This window comes from Rhodanobacter fulvus Jip2, assembly GCF_000264315.1.
GTDB lineage: Bacteria > Pseudomonadota > Gammaproteobacteria > Xanthomonadales > Rhodanobacteraceae > Rhodanobacter > Rhodanobacter fulvus.
The window spans coordinates 109,001-125,868 of the sequence record NZ_AJXU01000021.1 but is presented as its reverse complement, the minus strand read 5'-3'; the positions used below and the strand labels follow the sequence as shown (position 1 = coordinate 125,868).

Genomic DNA, 16,868 nt, shown 5'->3' with positions numbered 1-16,868 from the left:
AGGCGATCGAAAGCTCTTGCTCTGGAGCCAGATCCAAGAGCAAAAGCGTCGCGACTGAAGTCGCTCCTGCAGCGGTGCCAATAGCGGCTTTCCTCAAAACGCCAGTTGCGCACGCAGCGCGAAGATCTCCGGGTCCACGCTCACTCCGCGTCGGTCGCTCCAGGCGCGGATGTAGTTGGCCTGCAGCTTGAAGCCGCGGGGCAGGTACCAGTTCACGCCCAGTGTCCAGTCGTGCTGCTCGCCGCCGCGCACGACGCCGTCGTCCAGGTCCACTGCGGAGTAGCGCAGCGCGAACTCCAGTGCGCCCCAGTCGCGGGCGGGCGTCGGGTCGCCGAAGGCGTTATTGCGATAACGCCGCGACTCGCCGGTCAACAGCCAGCTGCCCGAGACGTAGTAGCCGTCGCTGCGGTAATTGCTGCCGATGTTGCGATGCGCATCGAGGGTGAGGTATTCGGCTTGCGCCAGCCACGGGCCGTGCAGCCACGCCGCTTCCAGCCCGGCGCGCTCGATGCGGTCGACGCCGGTGAGGGTGCCGGTGTCGACCAGACGGATCGTGGTGAGGTTCACCTCGGGCCGTGCGCGCACGCGCGCCGTGCGATCGTCGCGTGCCTCGCGCGAGGCGGACAGCCCCAGGTGAATGACCTCGTTGCCTTCATTGACGGGATTGAACACGGCACGGGCCGCCGCGGTATTTCCGCTGGCCGCGTCGTTCAGATCGTGGCGGCCGAAATACGCCAGCTGGAACGCCCAGCGCGACAGCCCGGTGTACTTCCATTCCAGGCCCAGTCGTCGCCCTTCGTATACCGCCTGGCCGGCGAGGCTGGTTTCCAGGAAGGTGGTGGCGCTGGCCGAGGTGGCGCCGTCTTCCATGCCCACCGGCGTCTTGAATTCACCGAGCCGGAAATGGCCGATGCCGGTAGTGGCGCCCAGGAACACGTCCTGCCACGCATTGGACTGGAAGTCGTAGCCCACGTTGGCGTCGAAAACGCCCTTTTTTGCGCCGTAAAGGTTGACGACCTGGCGCCGCCAGGTGGTGGCGTCGTCAAAGTGGTCGGTGCTGAACTGGTTGGTGTCGTACTGGAAAATACCCTTCACGCCCAGCTCGATGCCGTCATCGAAATGCGCGCGTGTCGGCCACTCGTCGGTGGCGGCGAAAGCGTGGGGAGCGAGGCCGAGAAGGCTCAGGGCGAGCAGGGTTCTGGTGTGCATGGGGATTCCCGTCGGGGTGGCTCGACGTCTCGTGCGCCGGTACATCGACGATATCCAAATGGTTCGCCGGCGGAAGTTATCTTGCGTCATGTGGTTATGACGGAGGCGTCAATCGATGCCTTGCGCATGGTGCCGCGGGAACCCGCACGTGCCGGCAGTGGTCGGGGAAGGGTCGGGTTCAAGCAGGGTTTGCCATGCTGCCGACATCCCTTTGCAGCCGGGACATCGTTATCGCTTCCATGCAGCGGACACAAGGTGGCGACTGGAGCGATCTTGACGCCGGGTCGCTGGCGCTTTTGCGGCAGCGGCGCTGGCGGGTTTCACCGCGCGTGCTGCCGTGGAATCGCTGGTTGCTGGGCCTGGTGGCGCTGCTGCACGTGGTGATGGCGCTGGTGGCATGGCAGGCACTGCGGCCGCCACGACGCGTGGTTCAGGCCGAGTCGCAACAGGTCCTGCAGGTGCGTTTCATCACGCGCGCGCCGAGGGAAACGGCCGCGCCGCCACCACCCGTCGTGCCGCCCTTGCCGCAGCGAGAGCCGCCGGCACGCACAACACCTGCGACCCAGCGGGCGATGACGATTCAGCTGCCGGCCACGCCGCCGGCACGCAAGCCGGTGACCTTGTACGGCCGCGACGGCCAGCCGCTGCTGCCCGCCCCGACGGCCAGCAGCGCAACGCCTGGTTACGTGTCGCACGCGTTGCAGGGTGATCGCCGGATCATGCAGAACAGCGATCCGATCAAGTACAAGGGCACCTCGCTGGACAAGTATTTTCCGCCACCGGACGAAACCCTGGGCGGCGCCGCGTTGCGGCATGTGGTGGATGCGGTGGTCAAGGACACGGACGTGGATCTGCCGGGTGGCATTCATCTGAAATGCAAGACGGTCGTGGGCGTGCCCATTCCCGACTGCATCAATCCACCGCCACCGCCGTCGGCCAAGGATGGCGACGCACGTCTCAGCATGGCGCCATCCAAACCGCTGGCGCCCGATCCCAAGGCAGCGAAACCGCCCAGCGTGGAGGCCTGCATCGCGATCTACCGGGCCAACAAACCGTTGCCCTGGGGTTGCCCCACCGACACGCCGAACCGCGCGGTGGATGCCGAGTTGCGCGACCGCGCCGCAGGTGCCGCCAGGACCCATTGATCGCCGCACCGGCGCGACGCGCCCGGCTACACTTGCGCCCATGCCCTTGCCGCCTTCGGACCAACCTGCCGGCCCCCCAGCTGATCGTCCGGCACGTGTGCTGATGGATTCGCCGCTGGCGGCCCGCCGCACCATCGCCTACCGCCAGCGCACCCGCGTCGAGCCGCGCGAAACGGGTCGCCGTATCGTCGGCATGGTCGGCACGCTGCTGGTGCACGTGGTGTTTCTGCTGGTGTTCGTGCTGGGCCCGGCCTACGAGGTGAAGCTGCCGCCCGAATCGCAGGAAAAGGCATTGCGGGTGCGCCTGATCGACGCGCCCGAGCCGCCGCCACCGCCGCCCGTGCGCGGCACGCCGCCCAAAGAGATCGGCCCCCGGGACCAGGCCCGCGTGCGACCGGCGGCGACGCGTCCGTCCGTGCGCCACACCAGTGCCAGCACGGCGGCGCCGTCGTTGGCGCGCGTCAGCGAAGCGAAGGTCGTGCCCGAGCCGGCGGTGGTCAGCCCGCCCGCGTCGGTGCGTGCGCCGGTGCCGGACAAACCGGCGGCGCCCCCGCCGCCGATCAGCCTGCCCACACCGGCGCCTACGCCTGATCTGCAACCGATCCCGCTGGCCGCCGAGCCGCCCAGCGTGACGCCGCCAGTGGTGTCGATGCAGCCGCCGGTGCCACCCAGGTTCCAGCCCGAGGCGGTGCGCCCGCCGCAGCTCGAAGGCACCCGGCCGATGCCGCCGCCGGCCTCGCTGGCGCTGCCGCCGTTGCCGGCACAGGCACCGCCTCCGGTCAGCGCGCCCAGCATCGCGCTGGACATGAAGGTGCCGCGCAGCGCCGAGCCGCCCAGCGTGCAGCCGATCCGCGCCACCGTGGCGGCCGCGCCGCCGGTGCCCGAGATGCAGGCCGTGCCCTTGTCCGCGCAACCGTCGCCGCAGGTCAACCTGCAGGCGAGCTTCAGCGTGCCCACGCCGGTGCTGCAGCGCGAAGCACCGCGGATCGAGGCACCCGCAATCGAGCTGGCCGAGGCGCAGCTCGACCCGGTGCCACAAACGGCATTGGCGCGTCCCGCCGTGGCACCGCCGGAAGCATCGGCGGTGAAGGTGCAGGACACGCGCAAGGCCATGGCTGCGGTCGAGCGCCCGGCACTGGCGCGCCCGCAACTCAGCGAGCAACCCGCGCCGGAGCCGGCTGCCGAGGCCAAGCCGGCTGCCGTCGCTGATGCCGCTGCCGAGGCGGCACCCGCAACGAAGGACACCAGCGCCGCCGATACCAGCGAGCCCACGGCCAGCGCGGAAACCAGCACGGCCGATGCCGGGCGCGGCGTCAGCACCGCGCCCGACGCCAGCGCGCCGGGCCACGACACCGCCACGCCGGGCACGCCCACGGGCGTCGACAAAGCGGTCGCCAATGGCACCGGCCAGCCCGCACCCGCGCCGGCGCAGGGCAGCACGAAAACCGCCAGCGGCAAGAGCCGCGGCGTCGGCGAGCAGGGCGCCGAGCAGACCGGCGCGGCGCAGGGCGAGAAGCAGGGTGAGCTGGGCGACTACGTGCAGCTGAAACCCCGTGGCGACACCGACGTGATGAGTCACCGTTCTTCCGGCATCACCTACAAGGCGACGTCGCTCGACAAGTACTGGGCGCCGAAGAACGAAAGCTCGATCGACACCGCGCTGCGTCGCGCGGTGGAAAAAACCACCATCAAGCACACCTTCAACCTGCCGCAAGGCATCCGCGTCGAATGCTCCGCCTCACCGCTGCTGCCGATCGCGCTGCTCGGTTGCGGCAACCCGGACCCGCCGGCCAAGCCGCTGGGCCAGGAGGTCTATCGCCGGCTCAACCTGCCCTCGACCGCGGCAGGCGTTCCCACCGTGCCGGCACCTGCGACCAGCGCGCCGAAACGGACCATCGTGTTCACCAACGACGCCGAGTGCGCCGCCGCTCGCGTCGCCGGCGGCCCGTTGCCGCCCGGTTGCGAAAGCGCCTTCGCGCCTGCGCTCAAACCCGCCGCGCCGGCACGCTCCTCCAGCTCGTGGGTGCCGGCCAGCGACCAGTTCCACTAGGCGGCGGGCAACAAGGGGCGTGCCGCGACGGGCATCGCGACTGTCATCTTCCGGTCAAGAAAACTTTGCAAACTGGGCGTCCGGCGCATACGCGCGCCACCACGATCCCTCTTGCCGGAGCCGGTGATGAACAGCCGCCTGATTCGCGACACATCACCGACCGACGCCACGCTGCCGGCGGCCAACGATGCGGGCGCGGTGCTGCCCGCGGTGGACCTGGGCGACCACCGCCTGTACATCCATCGCGAACTGTCGCAATTGCAGTTCAACATCCGCGTGCTGGACCAGGCGCTGGACGAGCGCACGCCGTTGCTGGAGCGGCTGAAATTCCTGCTGATCTTCTCGCGCAACATGGACGAGTTCTTCGAGATCAGGGTGGCCGGACTGAAGGGGCAGGTGGCGCTCGATCACGAGATGATCGGCCCGGACGGCATCCGGCCGAAGCTGGCGCTGGCCCGGATCAGCGAGATCGCCCATCGGCAGATCGAGCGGCAATACGCGATCCTCAACGAACGCATCCTGCCGGAGCTGGCGGCGCATGGCATCCGCATCGTTCGCCGCACGCAGTGGACGCACAAGCAGAAGCTGTGGGTGCGCCGCTATTTCCGCGACGAGGTGGCACCGCTGGTGACGCCGATCGGGCTGGACCCCACCCATCCGTTCCCGCTGCTGGTCAACAAGAGCCTCAACTTCATCGTGCAACTGGACGGTGTCGATGCGTTCGGGCGCGACTCCGGCCTGGCCATCGTGCCGGCGCCGCGCGTGCTGCCGCGGCTGATCTCGATGCCGCCGGAGATCAGCGATGGCGGCGACAACCATGTCTTGCTGTCGTCGATGATCCACGCCCACGTGGCGGAGCTTTTTCCGGGCATGGATGTGCTCGGTTGCTACCAGTTCCGGCTGACCCGCAACGCCGACCTCACGCTCGATCCGGAAGACGTCGAGGACCTTGCGCTGGCATTGCGTGGCGAGCTGTATTCGCGTCGTTTCGGCGACGCGGTGCGGCTGGAGGTGGCCGACAATTGCCCGAAGGACTTGATCGGCTACCTGCTCAGGCAGTTCGGCCTGACCGAATCGGAGCTGTACGAGGTGAATGGCCCGGTGAACCTGGCGCGCCTGTTCCGCATCGCCACCGACGTCCGCTACCCGCAATTGCAGTACCCGCCGTTCACGCCGAGCCTGCCCAAGGTGCTTCGGCATGCCGAGGACCTGTTCCAGGTGATCGGCAGGCAGGACGTGTTGCTGCTGCATCCGTACGAGTCGTTCACGCCGGTGGTCGACCTGCTGCGCCAGGCGGCCAAGGACCCGCAGGTGCTGACGATCAAGCAGACGCTGTACCGCACCAACGCGAACTCCGAGATCGCCGACGCGCTGGTCGATGCGGCGCGCGCCGGCAAGGAAGTGACCGCGGTGGTGGAGCTGCGCGCGCGTTTCGACGAGGAGTCCAACCTCAGCCTCGCCTCGCGCCTGCAGCAGGCCGGCGCGATGGTGATCTATGGCGTGGTGGGCATCAAGACGCACGCCAAGCTGATGCTGATCCAGCGCCGCGAGGGCCGCGAACTGGTGCGCTACGCGCACATGGGTACCGGCAACTACCACACCGGCAACGCGCGCCTGTACACCGACTACAGCCTGCTCACCTCCGACCAGGCGCTGTGCGAGGACGTGCACAAGTTGTTCAGCCAGCTCACCGGCATGGGCAAGGTGTTGCACATGAAGAAACTGCTGCATGCGCCGTTCACGCTGAAGAAAGGCCTGCTGGAACTGATCGCGCAGGAAGCCGCGCATGCCGCTGCGGGCAAGCCGGCACAGATCATTCTCAAGATCAATGCGCTGACCGAGCCCAACGTGATCCGCGCGTTGTACAAGGCCAGCATCGCCGGTGTGCAGATAGACCTGATCGTGCGCGGCATCTGCGCCCTGCGCCCCGGCATCGAGGGCGTTTCCGAAAACATCCGCGTGCGCTCGATCATCGGCCGTTTCCTCGAACACAGCCGCATCTACTGGTTTGCCAACGGCGGCGAGCCGCGGGTGTACCTGGCCAGTGCCGACCTGATGGAACGCAATCTCGATCGCCGCGTGGAAGCCGCATTCCCGATCGAAGGCAAGAAGCTGCAGCTGCGCGTGCTCAGTGCACTGCAGCGCTATCTCGCCGACGACACCGGAGCCTCGTTGCTGCAACCCGACGGCGAGTACCTGCGCCTCGCCGCGCCCGACGCCACGCCGGGCCGGCACGCGCAGGCGGAACTGCTGGAGCGGCTGTGCGGCGGCTGAGTTCGCCGTGGGAGCGACTTCAGTCGCGATGCTTTTGCTCTGGGGATTTGAAGCAAAGAGCATCGCGACTGAAGTCGACAATCCCGCCGCGCGATGCTTTTGCGAATCCCGAATCCCGAATCCCGAATCCCCGCCCCTACAGCAACCGCAGCAGTTCCTTCATCAGCGGCAGCCGGCGCACGCGTACGGCGCTGGCGCGGAAAACCGCGTTGGCGAGGGCGGGGGCGGCGGTGGGCATGGCCAGGAAGCTGGCACCGGCGGGCGAGCGGTCGCCGGGCACGGTGATCACTTCCACGTCGTTGGGCAGCTGCGCCATGCTGGCCAGCGGGTAGCTCTTGTAGTCGTGCTGCTGGACCTGGCCATCCTTGTAGGTCACCGCCAGGTTCAGTGCGATGGACAGCGCATCCAGGGTGGCACCGGCCACCTGGCCTTGCAGGCCCAGCGGGTTGATCACGCGGCCCACGTCGACCGCGCACACGGCGCGTTCGATGGTGAGTTTTTCGCCCTGCATCGACGCTTCGATCGCGTGCGCCACGTAGGCACCGTCGACATGCCAGCAGGCGATGCCCAGGCCGTTGACGCTGCGCAACCAGTTTTTCCACTCGATGCGATCGGCGACCAGCTTCAGCACGTTGGCGAGACGGCCGAGGTCGAGCGTGCCGCCGCCGGCCAGCGCCAGCGTGCGTGGTTCGCCGAGCAGGCGCAGGCGGGTTTTCAGCGGATCCTCGCGCATCATGTGCGCGATTTCGTCGATGAAACTTTCCACCGCGAACGCGTTGCTGAGGTGCGGCATGCCGCGCATCGGGCCGCGCGGCATGGCTGACTCCAGGCCGTACCAGTCGCTGCGGTAGTTCGGCACCAGGCCTGCGGGCAGCTGGTCGGCGCGGGTTTCGGACGTCCACAGGCGGTTGTCCGGCACGCCGCGTTGCACCAGTGCGGAGGCGCTGGCCATGCGCTGGTTCCAGCCGATGAGTTCGCGCTTGCGACCCACGATGGCGCTGATGCGGTGCACGCTGGCGGCGCGGTAGAAGTCGTGGCCGAAATCCTGATCGCGCGTCCACAGCAGCCGCACCGGCTTGTCGATCAGCTTGGCCAGCATCACCGCCTCGGCCACGTAGTCGTGGTCGAGGCGGCGACCGTAGCCACCGCCGACGCGGGGCACGCGGATGTCGATGTGGTCGGGGGCCAGGCCGGTCAGTCGCTGCACCACGGCCCAGGCACGCTGCGGCGCCTGGGTGGGCACGACCAGGCTGGCGCGGTCCTTGTCCAGCCGCACCAGGCAGTTCATCGGTTCGGCGGTGGCGTGGGCCAGCCACGGTTGCACGTAGGTGGCTTCCAGCCGGCGCGCGGCCTTCTTGCCGGCGGCATCCACATCGCCGTCGTTGCGCACGCGCGTGGTCGGCGCGTCATCGCCGTCCAGCAAGGCCTGTGCCTGTTGTTCCAGCGCGTAGCTGCTTTGCGTGCCGCTGGCGCCGGGCTTCCATTCCAGCTCCAGCTTGTCGCGTCCCTGCAAGGCCGACCAGGTGTCTTGCGCCAGCACTGCCACGGCCGGGGCGATCGCCGTCTCGCCGAGCGGTTGGTCCTTCTCCGGCTGCAACTGCAGCACCTTGACCACGCCCTTGACCGCCAGCGTCGCGGCCGTGTCGATGCGCGCCAGCGTGCCGTCGGGCCAGGGACAATGCACCAGCACCGCCACCAGCGCGTCGCCGTAGTGGTGATCGATGGCGTAGCTGGCCTGGCCGGTGACGATGGCATGGGCGTCCACGTCGCCGGCCGGTGCGCCGATCAGGGTGTAGCGGTTCGGCGTTTTCACCGGCGGTGCGGACTTGCTCAGCGGGATCTTGCCGGCTACCTCGACCAGGCTGCCGTAGGTGACGCGGCGCCCGTCCGGCGCGATCACCGTTCCCGATTCACAGCGCAAGCGGTCAGCCGGAACGCCCAGCCGGCGCGCGGCCGCCTGCAGCAGCAGCCAGCGGGCCAGCGCGCCGACCTGGCGAAGCTCCTGCCAGGCGGCGGGGATGGAGCCGCCGGTGCCGCCGAGCTGGCGGCCGTAGATCCAGCGCGGCTGGCCCTGATCGTTCTGCACGCCCAGGCCCAGCGGAATCACGCTGACGCGGTTCCAGTCCGCGTCGAGTTCGTCGGCGATGATGCGTGGCAGGGACGTGGCCACGCCGGTGCCGGTGTCCGGGTCGCGCGCGCCGATCAGCACGTTGCCGTCGCTGTCGATCTGCACGTAGGGGCCCAGTGCCTGGAACGTGCCGCCCAGCAGCGCCGGCGGCAGGTCGACCGCCCCGGCCGTGCGGATGCCCACGATCAACGCCCCGGCGGTGCCGGTGAGCACCTGCAGGAAGCGGCGTCGCGAAAGCTGGATCTGCCCGCTCATGCCTGGCCCGCCTTGCCGGCTGCCGCCCGCTTGATGGCGCGGCGTACGCGCGTCTGCGAACCGCAGCGGCACAGGTTGGGCAGCCGGTCGATGTCGTCGTCGGAGGGTTGCGCGGTGCGGGTCAGCAAGGCCACTCCCGAAATCAGCCAGCCCGGCGTGCAATAGCCGCAGCCGATCGCGTCCTCGTCGATGAAAGCCTGCTGCAGCGGATGCAGGGTGCCGTCGTTGGCGGCCAGGCCCTCGACCGTGGTGATGCGTTTGCCCGACAGCGCCTTCATCGGTTGCCCGATGGCCGGCACCGGCTTGCCGTCCACCAGCACCAGGTCGGCGCCGTTGCCGGCCTGCGCGTCACCGCCGTATTTGGTGCCGGTCAGGCGCAGCACGTCGCGCAGGTACCACAGCAGGGGCATCGCCGGATCGCCGGTATGACGGAAGGGCTCGCCGTTGATGACCACGTCGATACCATCGCGGATCTTCTCGGGCACGATGTTGCTGTCCGGGGTCGGCATGGCCTGATCTTGCGCGGGCGGCATCCATCGTCTCCTTGGCGGGTATCGCTCTATTGTGACATCGCCGCCGCCGGGTCAGGGTGCCGCGCGGCTGAACAGCCGGCGCCAGATCACGTACACCGGTGCGCCGGCCAGCATGATCAGCGCGCCGATGCCGGCGTTGCGCGGGTTGTCCAGCATGGTCATCACCACCACCCACGCCACGACGCCGATGAACAGCAGCGGCAGCCACGGATAACCCGGCACGCGGAAGCTGGCGCTGGCGCCGTCGTGGCGGCGATACCAGAACAGCGTGGCGACGCCGACGGCGCAGGCCAGCCAGTCGCCGAAGGTGGCGTAATCCAGCAACTGGCCGTAACTGCCCGACAGCGCCAGCACGATCGCCCAGCCGGACAACAGCAGCAGCGCCGTATTCGGCGTGCGGTAACGCGGATGCAGCCGCGCCACCGCGCGGAAGAACAGGCCGTCCTCGCCCATCACCTGCAGCACGCGGGCGCCGGCCACCAGGGTGATGTTGCAGAAACCCAGGGTGGAAATCGCCACGCCCAGCGCGATGATTTTCGCGCCGGTCGGGCCGAGCACCCGCTGCATCACGTCGGCCGCCGGCGCGGTGCTGGCGGCCAGCCCGTCGTGGCCGAGCACGGCCAGGTAGGCCACGTTGACCAGCACGTAGGCCACGATCACCAGCAGCATGCCCAGGGTCAGCGCGCGCGGCAGCGTGCGTTGCGGATCGCGCACCTCGCCGGCCAGGTTGTTGAGGTAGGTGAAGCCGGAATAGGCGAACAGCACCGGCAGCGCGGCACTGACGAAGCCGACGCCGTGGCGCGCTGGGTCGGTGGCCAGCACTTGGCTGTGGCTGGCCCCTGCAAGGAACAAGCCCGCCACCACCAGCGCCGCCACCGCCAGCAGTTTCAGCACGGAAAACAGGTTCTGGATCTGCGCGCCCAGGCGCAGGCCGAACAGGTTCAATCCGGCGACGAATACCAGCGCGCCCACCGTCAACGGCAGCGACCACGTCGGCGGCAGGCCGAATAGCGACGCGGCGTAGCTGGCAAAGATGGTCGCCACCGCCGCACTGGAGCCGGAATAGATCACCAGCAGCATGGTCCAGCCGAACAGAAACCCGGCCAGCGGCCCGAACGCCTCGCGCAAGTAAACGTAGGTGCCGCCGGCGTGCGGCCGGCGTGCACCCAGCTCGGCGTAGCACAGCGCCCCGATCAGGGTCAGCACGCCCGCTCCAGCCCACACCAGCAGCAGCGCCAGCCCCGACTCCGTACGCTGCGCGGCAACGCCCGGGCTGAGGAAAATGCCGCCGCCGATGATGCCGCCCACCACGATCAGCGCGGCATCCCAGGGGCGCAGGCTGCGGACGTAATCGCTGGAGGGTGGTGTCGGCATGGCGTCGATCGCAAAAGAGAGGCGCGCAGCATGGCGGGCACCACCGCAGCGGGCAAGCGCCCGGTGGCCGGCTCTGCTCCCTCCCCTGCATCGCAGGGGAGGGCTGGGGAGGGGTTGCTCTTCGTCGAAGCAACATCAAAAGCGCACCCCCTCCCAACCTCCCCCTGCGATGCAGGGGGAGGAGCGCTTTGCTTTCAGCCTTTCAGTGCAATGGTGCCAACTGCAGCTGTCCACGCACACCGATCACGCAGTTGCCGCCGATCGTGATCGCGCCGCTGGTGTCGTCGCGGGCCACGTCCACGTAGCCATCGCGGCCCACCTCGCGGCCCTGGCTGGCGCGGTAGCGCAGGCCGTAGCCATCGCGATCGCCGCGCGCGGCCAGCCAGGCCATGATCGCGGCGTTGGCGCTGCCGGTGACGGGGTCTTCGGGGATGCCGTCGGCGGGGCAGAACGCGCGCACGGCCATCGCCGCCGCGCCGGAGGATTCGCGCCCGAACACGCTGACACCCACGGCCTGCTGCCGCATGCAGAGCGCGGCGACAGCCTGCATGTCCGGCTGCGCGGCGCGGACCGTGGCGGCCGCTGCCAGGTTGCACAGGATCCAGTGCGGGCCGTTGTGGGCGTGGATGACCTGGTCGCGTGCAAGGTCGATATGCAATGCGGCGGCGAGCGGGGCGCGCAGCGCTTCGTCGGCCTCGCTGAGCCGCGCCGGTGGTGCCTGTACATGGATGACCCGCGCCGCGCCGTGTCCGACCACCTGCACCGGCAACAGGCCGGCCGCGCATTCCTGCACCAGCGCGTGCTTGCCCGCATCGACCAGCCCGGCCTCGATTGCCGCATACGCGCTGCCCACGCTGGGATGGCCGGCAAACGGTAGCTCCTGCCGCGGCGTGAAAATGCGTACCCGGTAGTCCGCCTGCGGTTGCGTGGGCGGCAGCAGGAAAGCGGTTTCGGACAAATTGGTCCAGCGTGCGATGCGCTGCATGGTGTCGCCATCCAACCCGTCCGCGTCGATCACCACGGCGAGCGGATTGCCGTCGAACAGGTAGCTGGCGAAGACATCCAGTTGCAGGAAACGGCGGGAGTCGGGCATGGCGAAGGCGGCACTGGCGGAGTGGGAAAACCATGATAGCGGCGCGCAGCCGCGGACCGCCGCTGATCCGGGCCGCGCGCTTGCGGCACAATAAGCAGGTTTGGCGCCCCGAAACGCGCCCGCACGCGCCCGCTATCCACCCATCGAAAGCCGCCCATGACCACCATCAAGCAAGCCGACCTGATCCAGTCCGTCGCCGACGCGCTGCAGTACATCAGCTATTACCACCCGGTCGATTACATCAAGGCCCTCGCCGCCGCCTACGAGCGCGAGGAAAGCCCCGCCGCCAAGGATGCGATGGCGCAGATCCTGATCAATTCGCGCATGGCCGCCGAAGGCCACCGGCCGCTGTGCCAGGACACCGGCATCGTTACCGTGTTCCTGAAAGTGGGCATGAACGTGCGCTGGGACGACGCCACGATGAGCCTGGAGGACATGGCCAACGAAGGCGTGCGCCGCGCCTACCTGGACCCGGACAACAAGCTGCGCGCCAGCGTGTTGGCCGACCCCGCCGGCAAGCGCATCAACACCAAGGACAACACGCCGTCGGTGGTCAACATGTCGATCGTGCCTGGCGACACGGTGGAAGTGATCGTGGCCGCGAAGGGCGGCGGCTCCGAGGCGAAGTCCAAATTCGCCATGCTCAACCCGTCCGATTCGATCGTCGACTGGGTGCTGAAAACCGTGCCCACGATGGGCGCCGGCTGGTGCCCGCCGGGCATGCTGGGCATCGGCATCGGCGGCACCGCGGAGAAGGCGATGCTGATGGCGAAGGAAGCGCTGATGGAGTCGATCGACATCCAGGAATTGATCGCCCGCGGCCCGAGCAATCGCGCGGAGGAACTGCGCATCGAGCTGTTCGAGAAGGTCAACGCATTGGGGATAGGCGCGCAGGGCCTGGGTGGCCTCACCACCGTGCTCGACGTCAAGGTGAAGGATTTCCCGACCCACGCGGCCAACCTGCCGGTGGCGATGATCCCCAACTGCGCCGCCACCCGCCACGCGCATTTCGTGCTGGATGGCAGCGGTCCGGTGATGCTCGATCCGCCGTCGCTGGAAGACTGGCCCAAGCTCACCTACGACGCCTCGAAGGGGCGTCGGGTGAATCTGGATACGGTGACGAAAGACGATGTGGCCAGCTGGAAACCCGGCGAAACCCTGCTGCTCAGCGGCAAGCTGCTCACCGGTCGCGATGCCGCGCACAAGCGCATGGTCGAGATGCTCAACAAGGGCGAGCCGCTGCCGGTCGATTTCAGCGGCCGCTTCATCTATTACGTGGGCCCGGTCGACCCGGTGCGCGAGGAAGTGGTCGGCCCCGCCGGCCCCACCACCGCCACCCGCATGGACAAGTTCACCGAGCAGGTACTGGCGCAGACGGGGCTGCTGGGCATGGTCGGCAAGGCCGAGCGTGGCCCGACGGCGATCGAGGCGATCAAGAAACACCAGTCGGTGTACCTGATGGCCGTCGGCGGTGCCGCGTACCTGGTGTCGAAAGCGATCAAGGCCTCGCGCGTGGTCGGCTTCGCCGATCTGGGCATGGAGGCGATCTACGAATTCACCGTGGAAGACATGCCGGTGACCGTGGCCGTCGATTCCGCCGGCAGCTCGGTGCACCAGACCGGGCCCCGCGAATGGCAGGCAAGGATCGGAAAGATCCCCGTGGTTATCCAATAAAAGCAGTGCGCGCAGCGCACACCATCGCCTCCTCCCCCCTGGGGGAGGATTGAGGAGGGGAGCGCAGGGTAGCCTCACCCATCCATCGAAGCCGATCCAAAACACGCCAAAGTCAAAAAGCACCCCACCCCAGCCCTCCCCTGCGAGCAGGGGAGGGAGCATGGCGCCGACGCGGCGAGGGGAGGGAGAAAGGCACCGACGCGGCGAGGGGAGGGGAAGCGCCGACGCAGGGAGGGAGGAGGGCAAACGCCGGCTCTCCCGCCAGCTACCTGAAGAGGGACCACCCGCTTTGGACGTCCAAACGGGTTGCCGTTCCCCGCTCGTTCATTCATCATGACGCGTTGCAACACTGATTCGACCCCGGCGCGGCATGACGCGCCAGCGCATGAGACTTCCCAATCCCTCCAACAACGGCGACCGACCGTGACCGCTTCCGTTTCCCAAGCTTTGCCCTCCCACGCCCCCTGGATCGTGATGAAGTTCGGCGGTACCAGCGTGGCCACGCTGCCGCGCTGGCAGAACATCCGCGAACTGGTGGCCAGCCGCCGTGCCGAAGGCGCACGCGTGCTGATCGTCGTTTCCGCGCTGTCCGGCATCACCGACGCGTTGAAACAACTGTGCGCGCAGGGTGACAAGAGCAAACGGATCGAAGCGGCCGCGGCGATAAAACAGCGTCACCACGAGCTGCTGGAGCAGATGCAGCTGGCGCCGCCCGAAGGCTTGCTGGCGCGGCTGGACGATCTGGCGCAATTGGCCGAGGACGGTCCGCGCGTGCTCGGCGAGCTGGCGTGGCAGGCGCAGGTGCAGGCGCACGGCGAGCTGCTGTCCAGCACGCTGGGTGCGGCTTTCCTGAGCGCCACCGGCGTGGCCACGCAGTGGCTGGACGCACGTGAATGCCTCACCGCAATCGCCCTACCGAACCAGAACGAGCGCACCCGCCTGCTCTCGGCGATGGTGGAGGCGCGGCCCGATCCCGTGCTGACGGCACGGCTGGCCGGCCTGGGCGAAGTTTTCATCACCCAGGGCTTCATCGCCCGCGAAGGCCGCGATGACGGCATCGCCGGGCGCACCGTGCTGCTGGGGCGTGGCGGTTCCGACACCTCGGCCGCCTATCTGGGTGCGCTGCTGAAGGCGCAGCGGGTGGAGATCTGGACCGACGTGGCCGGCATGTTTACCGCCAACCCGCGCCAGGTCACCGGCGCGCGGCTGCTGCAGCGGCTGGATTACGAAGAGGCGCAGGAAATCGCCTCCACTGGCGCCAAGGTGCTGCACCCTCGCTGCCTGTCGCCGCTGCGCGAGCCGCGCGTGCCGCTGCTGATCAAGGACACCAACCGGCCCGAGCTGGAAGGCACCGTGATCGGCCCCGAGGTGCGCGAGCACGCGCCCAGCATCAAGGCGATCAGCGCGCGCAAGGGCATCACGCTGATCTCGATGGAATCGGTGGGCATGTGGCAGGAGGTGGGTTTCCTGTCGGACGTGTTTGCCTATTTCAAGCAGCACGGGCTGTCGGTGGATCTGATCGGCTCGGCCGAAACCAACGTCACCGTGTCGCTGGACCCGGCGGAGAACCTGCTCGATTCCGACGCCATCGCCGCGCTGGCCACCGACCTGGCCAAGGTGTGCCGGGTCAAGGTGATCGCGCCCTGCGCCGCGATTTCGCTGGTGGGCCGCGGCATGCGCTCGATCCTGCACACGCTGTCGGGTGTGCTGGCGGAGTTCGGCCAGTTGCGCGTGCACCTGATCTCACAATCGTCCAACAACCTCAACCTCACCTTCGTGGTGGACGAGGAAGTGGTCGATGCGCTGGTGCCGCACCTGCACGACCTGCTGATCGGCGCCGGCGCGCTGCGCACCGACGACAGCGCGCTGTTCGGCCCCAGCTGGGAAGCGCTTTATGGCCGCGGCGACGTGGCCCCCGCGGCGGCATCGTGGTGGCGCACCGACGAGCGGCAGCGGCTGCTGGACATCGCCGCCAAGGCGACGCCGCGCTATGTCTACCATCTGCCCACGGTGCGCCAGCAGGCGCGCGAGCTGAAAAAACTGGCCGCGGTGGACCGCCTGCATTACGCGGTGAAGGCCAACACGCACCCGGCGATCCTGGGCGCGCTGGCCGAGGAAGGTTTCGGCTTCGAGTGCGTATCCCCAGGCGAGCTGCGTGCCGTCATCGCTGCGGTGCCGGAATCCGCGCCGCTGCTGTTCACGCCCAACTTCGCGCCGCGCGGGGATTACGAATTTGCGCTGACCACCCGCGCCACCGTGTCGCTGGACGCGCTGCACCCGCTGCAGTACTGGGGTGAACTGTTCCGCGACAAGGAGATCGTGCTGCGGGTCGATCTGGGTCGCGGCCTGGGACACCACGAGAAAGTGCGCACCGGCGGCAGCGGCAGCAAGTTCGGTTTGCCGGTGGACCAGCTCGACAGCTTCCTGCGCCTGGCCGACGCCCACGGCGTGATCGTGCGCGGGCTGCATGCGCACCTGGGCTCGGGCATTCTCGACGACAGCCACTGGGGTGAGGTCTACGGCCAGCTGGCCAGCCTCGCCGAGCGCATCGGCAGCGTCAGCTTCATCGACATCGGCGGCGGCCTGGGCGTGCCATCGCACCCGGGCGAGGCGGCGCTGGACATCGCCGGGCTGGACCGCGTGCTGCGCGAGGTGAAGACGGCCTACCCGCATTACCAGTTGTGGATGGAACCGGGCCGCTATCTGGTGGCCGATGCCGGCGTGTTGCTGGCGCGCACCACCCAGCAGAAGGGCAAGGGCGCGTTCCGCTACCTCGGCATCGACACCGGCATGAACAGCCTGATCCGCCCCGCGCTGTACGACGCCTGGCACCAGATCGTCAACCTCACCCAGCTCGACGCGCCCGCCACCGCGCTGTACCAGGTGGTAGGCCCGATCTGCGAAAGCGGCGACGTGCTGGGCACCGACCGCCGCCTGCCCGAGGCCAACGAGGGCGACGTGATGCTGATCGCCCAGGTGGGCGCCTACGGCAAGGTGATGTCGTCGCCGTACAACATGCGCGACGAGGCGGAAGAGGTGGTGATCGAGTAGCGCTTCTGCCTCCTCTCCCCTCGGGGGAGAGGATTGAGGTGAGGGGCCACGCCGCGATAGGCCAGCAACGAAGGAGCGTTCA

The 16,868-nt window shown here is 68.5% G+C and carries 10 protein-coding genes; 5 read left to right on the top strand and 5 right to left on the bottom strand.

Going from position 1 to position 16,868, the window contains the following annotated elements:
• Window positions 1-93: 93 nt before the first annotated feature.
• Window positions 94-1,209, bottom strand: coding sequence for an OprO/OprP family phosphate-selective porin (locus UU9_RS04545; protein WP_007080543.1), 1,116 nt, complete (start codon window positions 1,207-1,209; stop codon window positions 94-96).
• 239 nt (window positions 1,210-1,448) lie between these two features.
• Between UU9_RS04545 and UU9_RS04540 the strand changes: the two genes are divergently transcribed.
• The 3 genes from UU9_RS04540 to ppk1 all read left to right on the top strand — a co-directional run bounded on the left by UU9_RS04540 (window position 1,449) and on the right by ppk1 (window position 6,678).
• Entirely contained in the window at window positions 1,449-2,354 is a 906-nt protein-coding gene (locus UU9_RS04540; RefSeq protein WP_007080542.1) for a hypothetical protein, read from the top strand.
• A gap of 103 nt (window positions 2,355-2,457) precedes the next feature.
• Window positions 2,458-4,404 carry a hypothetical protein gene (locus tag UU9_RS04535; RefSeq protein WP_007080541.1) on the top strand — a complete coding sequence of 649 codons (1,947 nt, stop codon included), beginning with the start codon at window positions 2,458-2,460 and terminating at the stop codon, window positions 4,402-4,404.
• Between the two features lie 126 nt (window positions 4,405-4,530).
• The gene (ppk1, locus tag UU9_RS04530; protein ID WP_007080540.1) at window positions 4,531-6,678 is read left to right on the top strand and encodes a polyphosphate kinase 1; all 2,148 of its coding nucleotides are present in this window, start codon (window positions 4,531-4,533) and stop codon (window positions 6,676-6,678) included.
• A 136-nt stretch (window positions 6,679-6,814) separates the two neighbouring features.
• Here ppk1 and UU9_RS04525 read toward each other — a convergent pair whose 3' ends face one another.
• The 4 genes from UU9_RS04525 to UU9_RS04510 all read right to left on the bottom strand — a co-directional run bounded on the left by UU9_RS04525 (window position 6,815) and on the right by UU9_RS04510 (window position 12,061).
• Entirely contained in the window at window positions 6,815-9,061 is a 2,247-nt protein-coding gene (locus UU9_RS04525; protein ID WP_007080539.1) for a xanthine dehydrogenase family protein molybdopterin-binding subunit, read from the bottom strand.
• Window positions 9,058-9,594, bottom strand: coding sequence for a (2Fe-2S)-binding protein (locus UU9_RS04520; RefSeq protein ID WP_007080538.1), 537 nt, complete (start codon window positions 9,592-9,594; stop codon window positions 9,058-9,060). Before UU9_RS04520 ends, UU9_RS04525 begins: the two co-directional genes overlap by 4 nt.
• 51 nt (window positions 9,595-9,645) lie before the next feature.
• Window positions 9,646-10,968, bottom strand: a complete 1,323-nt coding sequence (locus tag UU9_RS04515; protein WP_007080537.1) for an APC family permease — start codon at window positions 10,966-10,968, stop codon at window positions 9,646-9,648.
• Between the two features lie 202 nt (window positions 10,969-11,170).
• Window positions 11,171-12,061 (bottom strand): PhzF family phenazine biosynthesis protein, encoded by an 891-nt coding sequence (locus tag UU9_RS04510; RefSeq protein ID WP_007080536.1) that lies wholly within the window; start codon window positions 12,059-12,061, stop codon window positions 11,171-11,173.
• Between the two features lie 156 nt (window positions 12,062-12,217).
• Between UU9_RS04510 and UU9_RS04505 the strand changes: the two genes are divergently transcribed.
• Both UU9_RS04505 and UU9_RS04500 read left to right on the top strand, forming a co-directional pair.
• Window positions 12,218-13,735 (top strand): fumarate hydratase, encoded by a 1,518-nt coding sequence (locus UU9_RS04505; RefSeq protein ID WP_007080535.1) that lies wholly within the window; start codon window positions 12,218-12,220, stop codon window positions 13,733-13,735.
• Window positions 13,736-14,158: 423 nt separating this feature from the next.
• Complete coding sequence (locus tag UU9_RS04500; protein ID WP_272941972.1) at window positions 14,159-16,786, top strand: bifunctional aspartate kinase/diaminopimelate decarboxylase; 2,628 nt, start codon at window positions 14,159-14,161, stop codon at window positions 16,784-16,786.
• Window positions 16,787-16,868 lie beyond the last annotated feature (82 nt).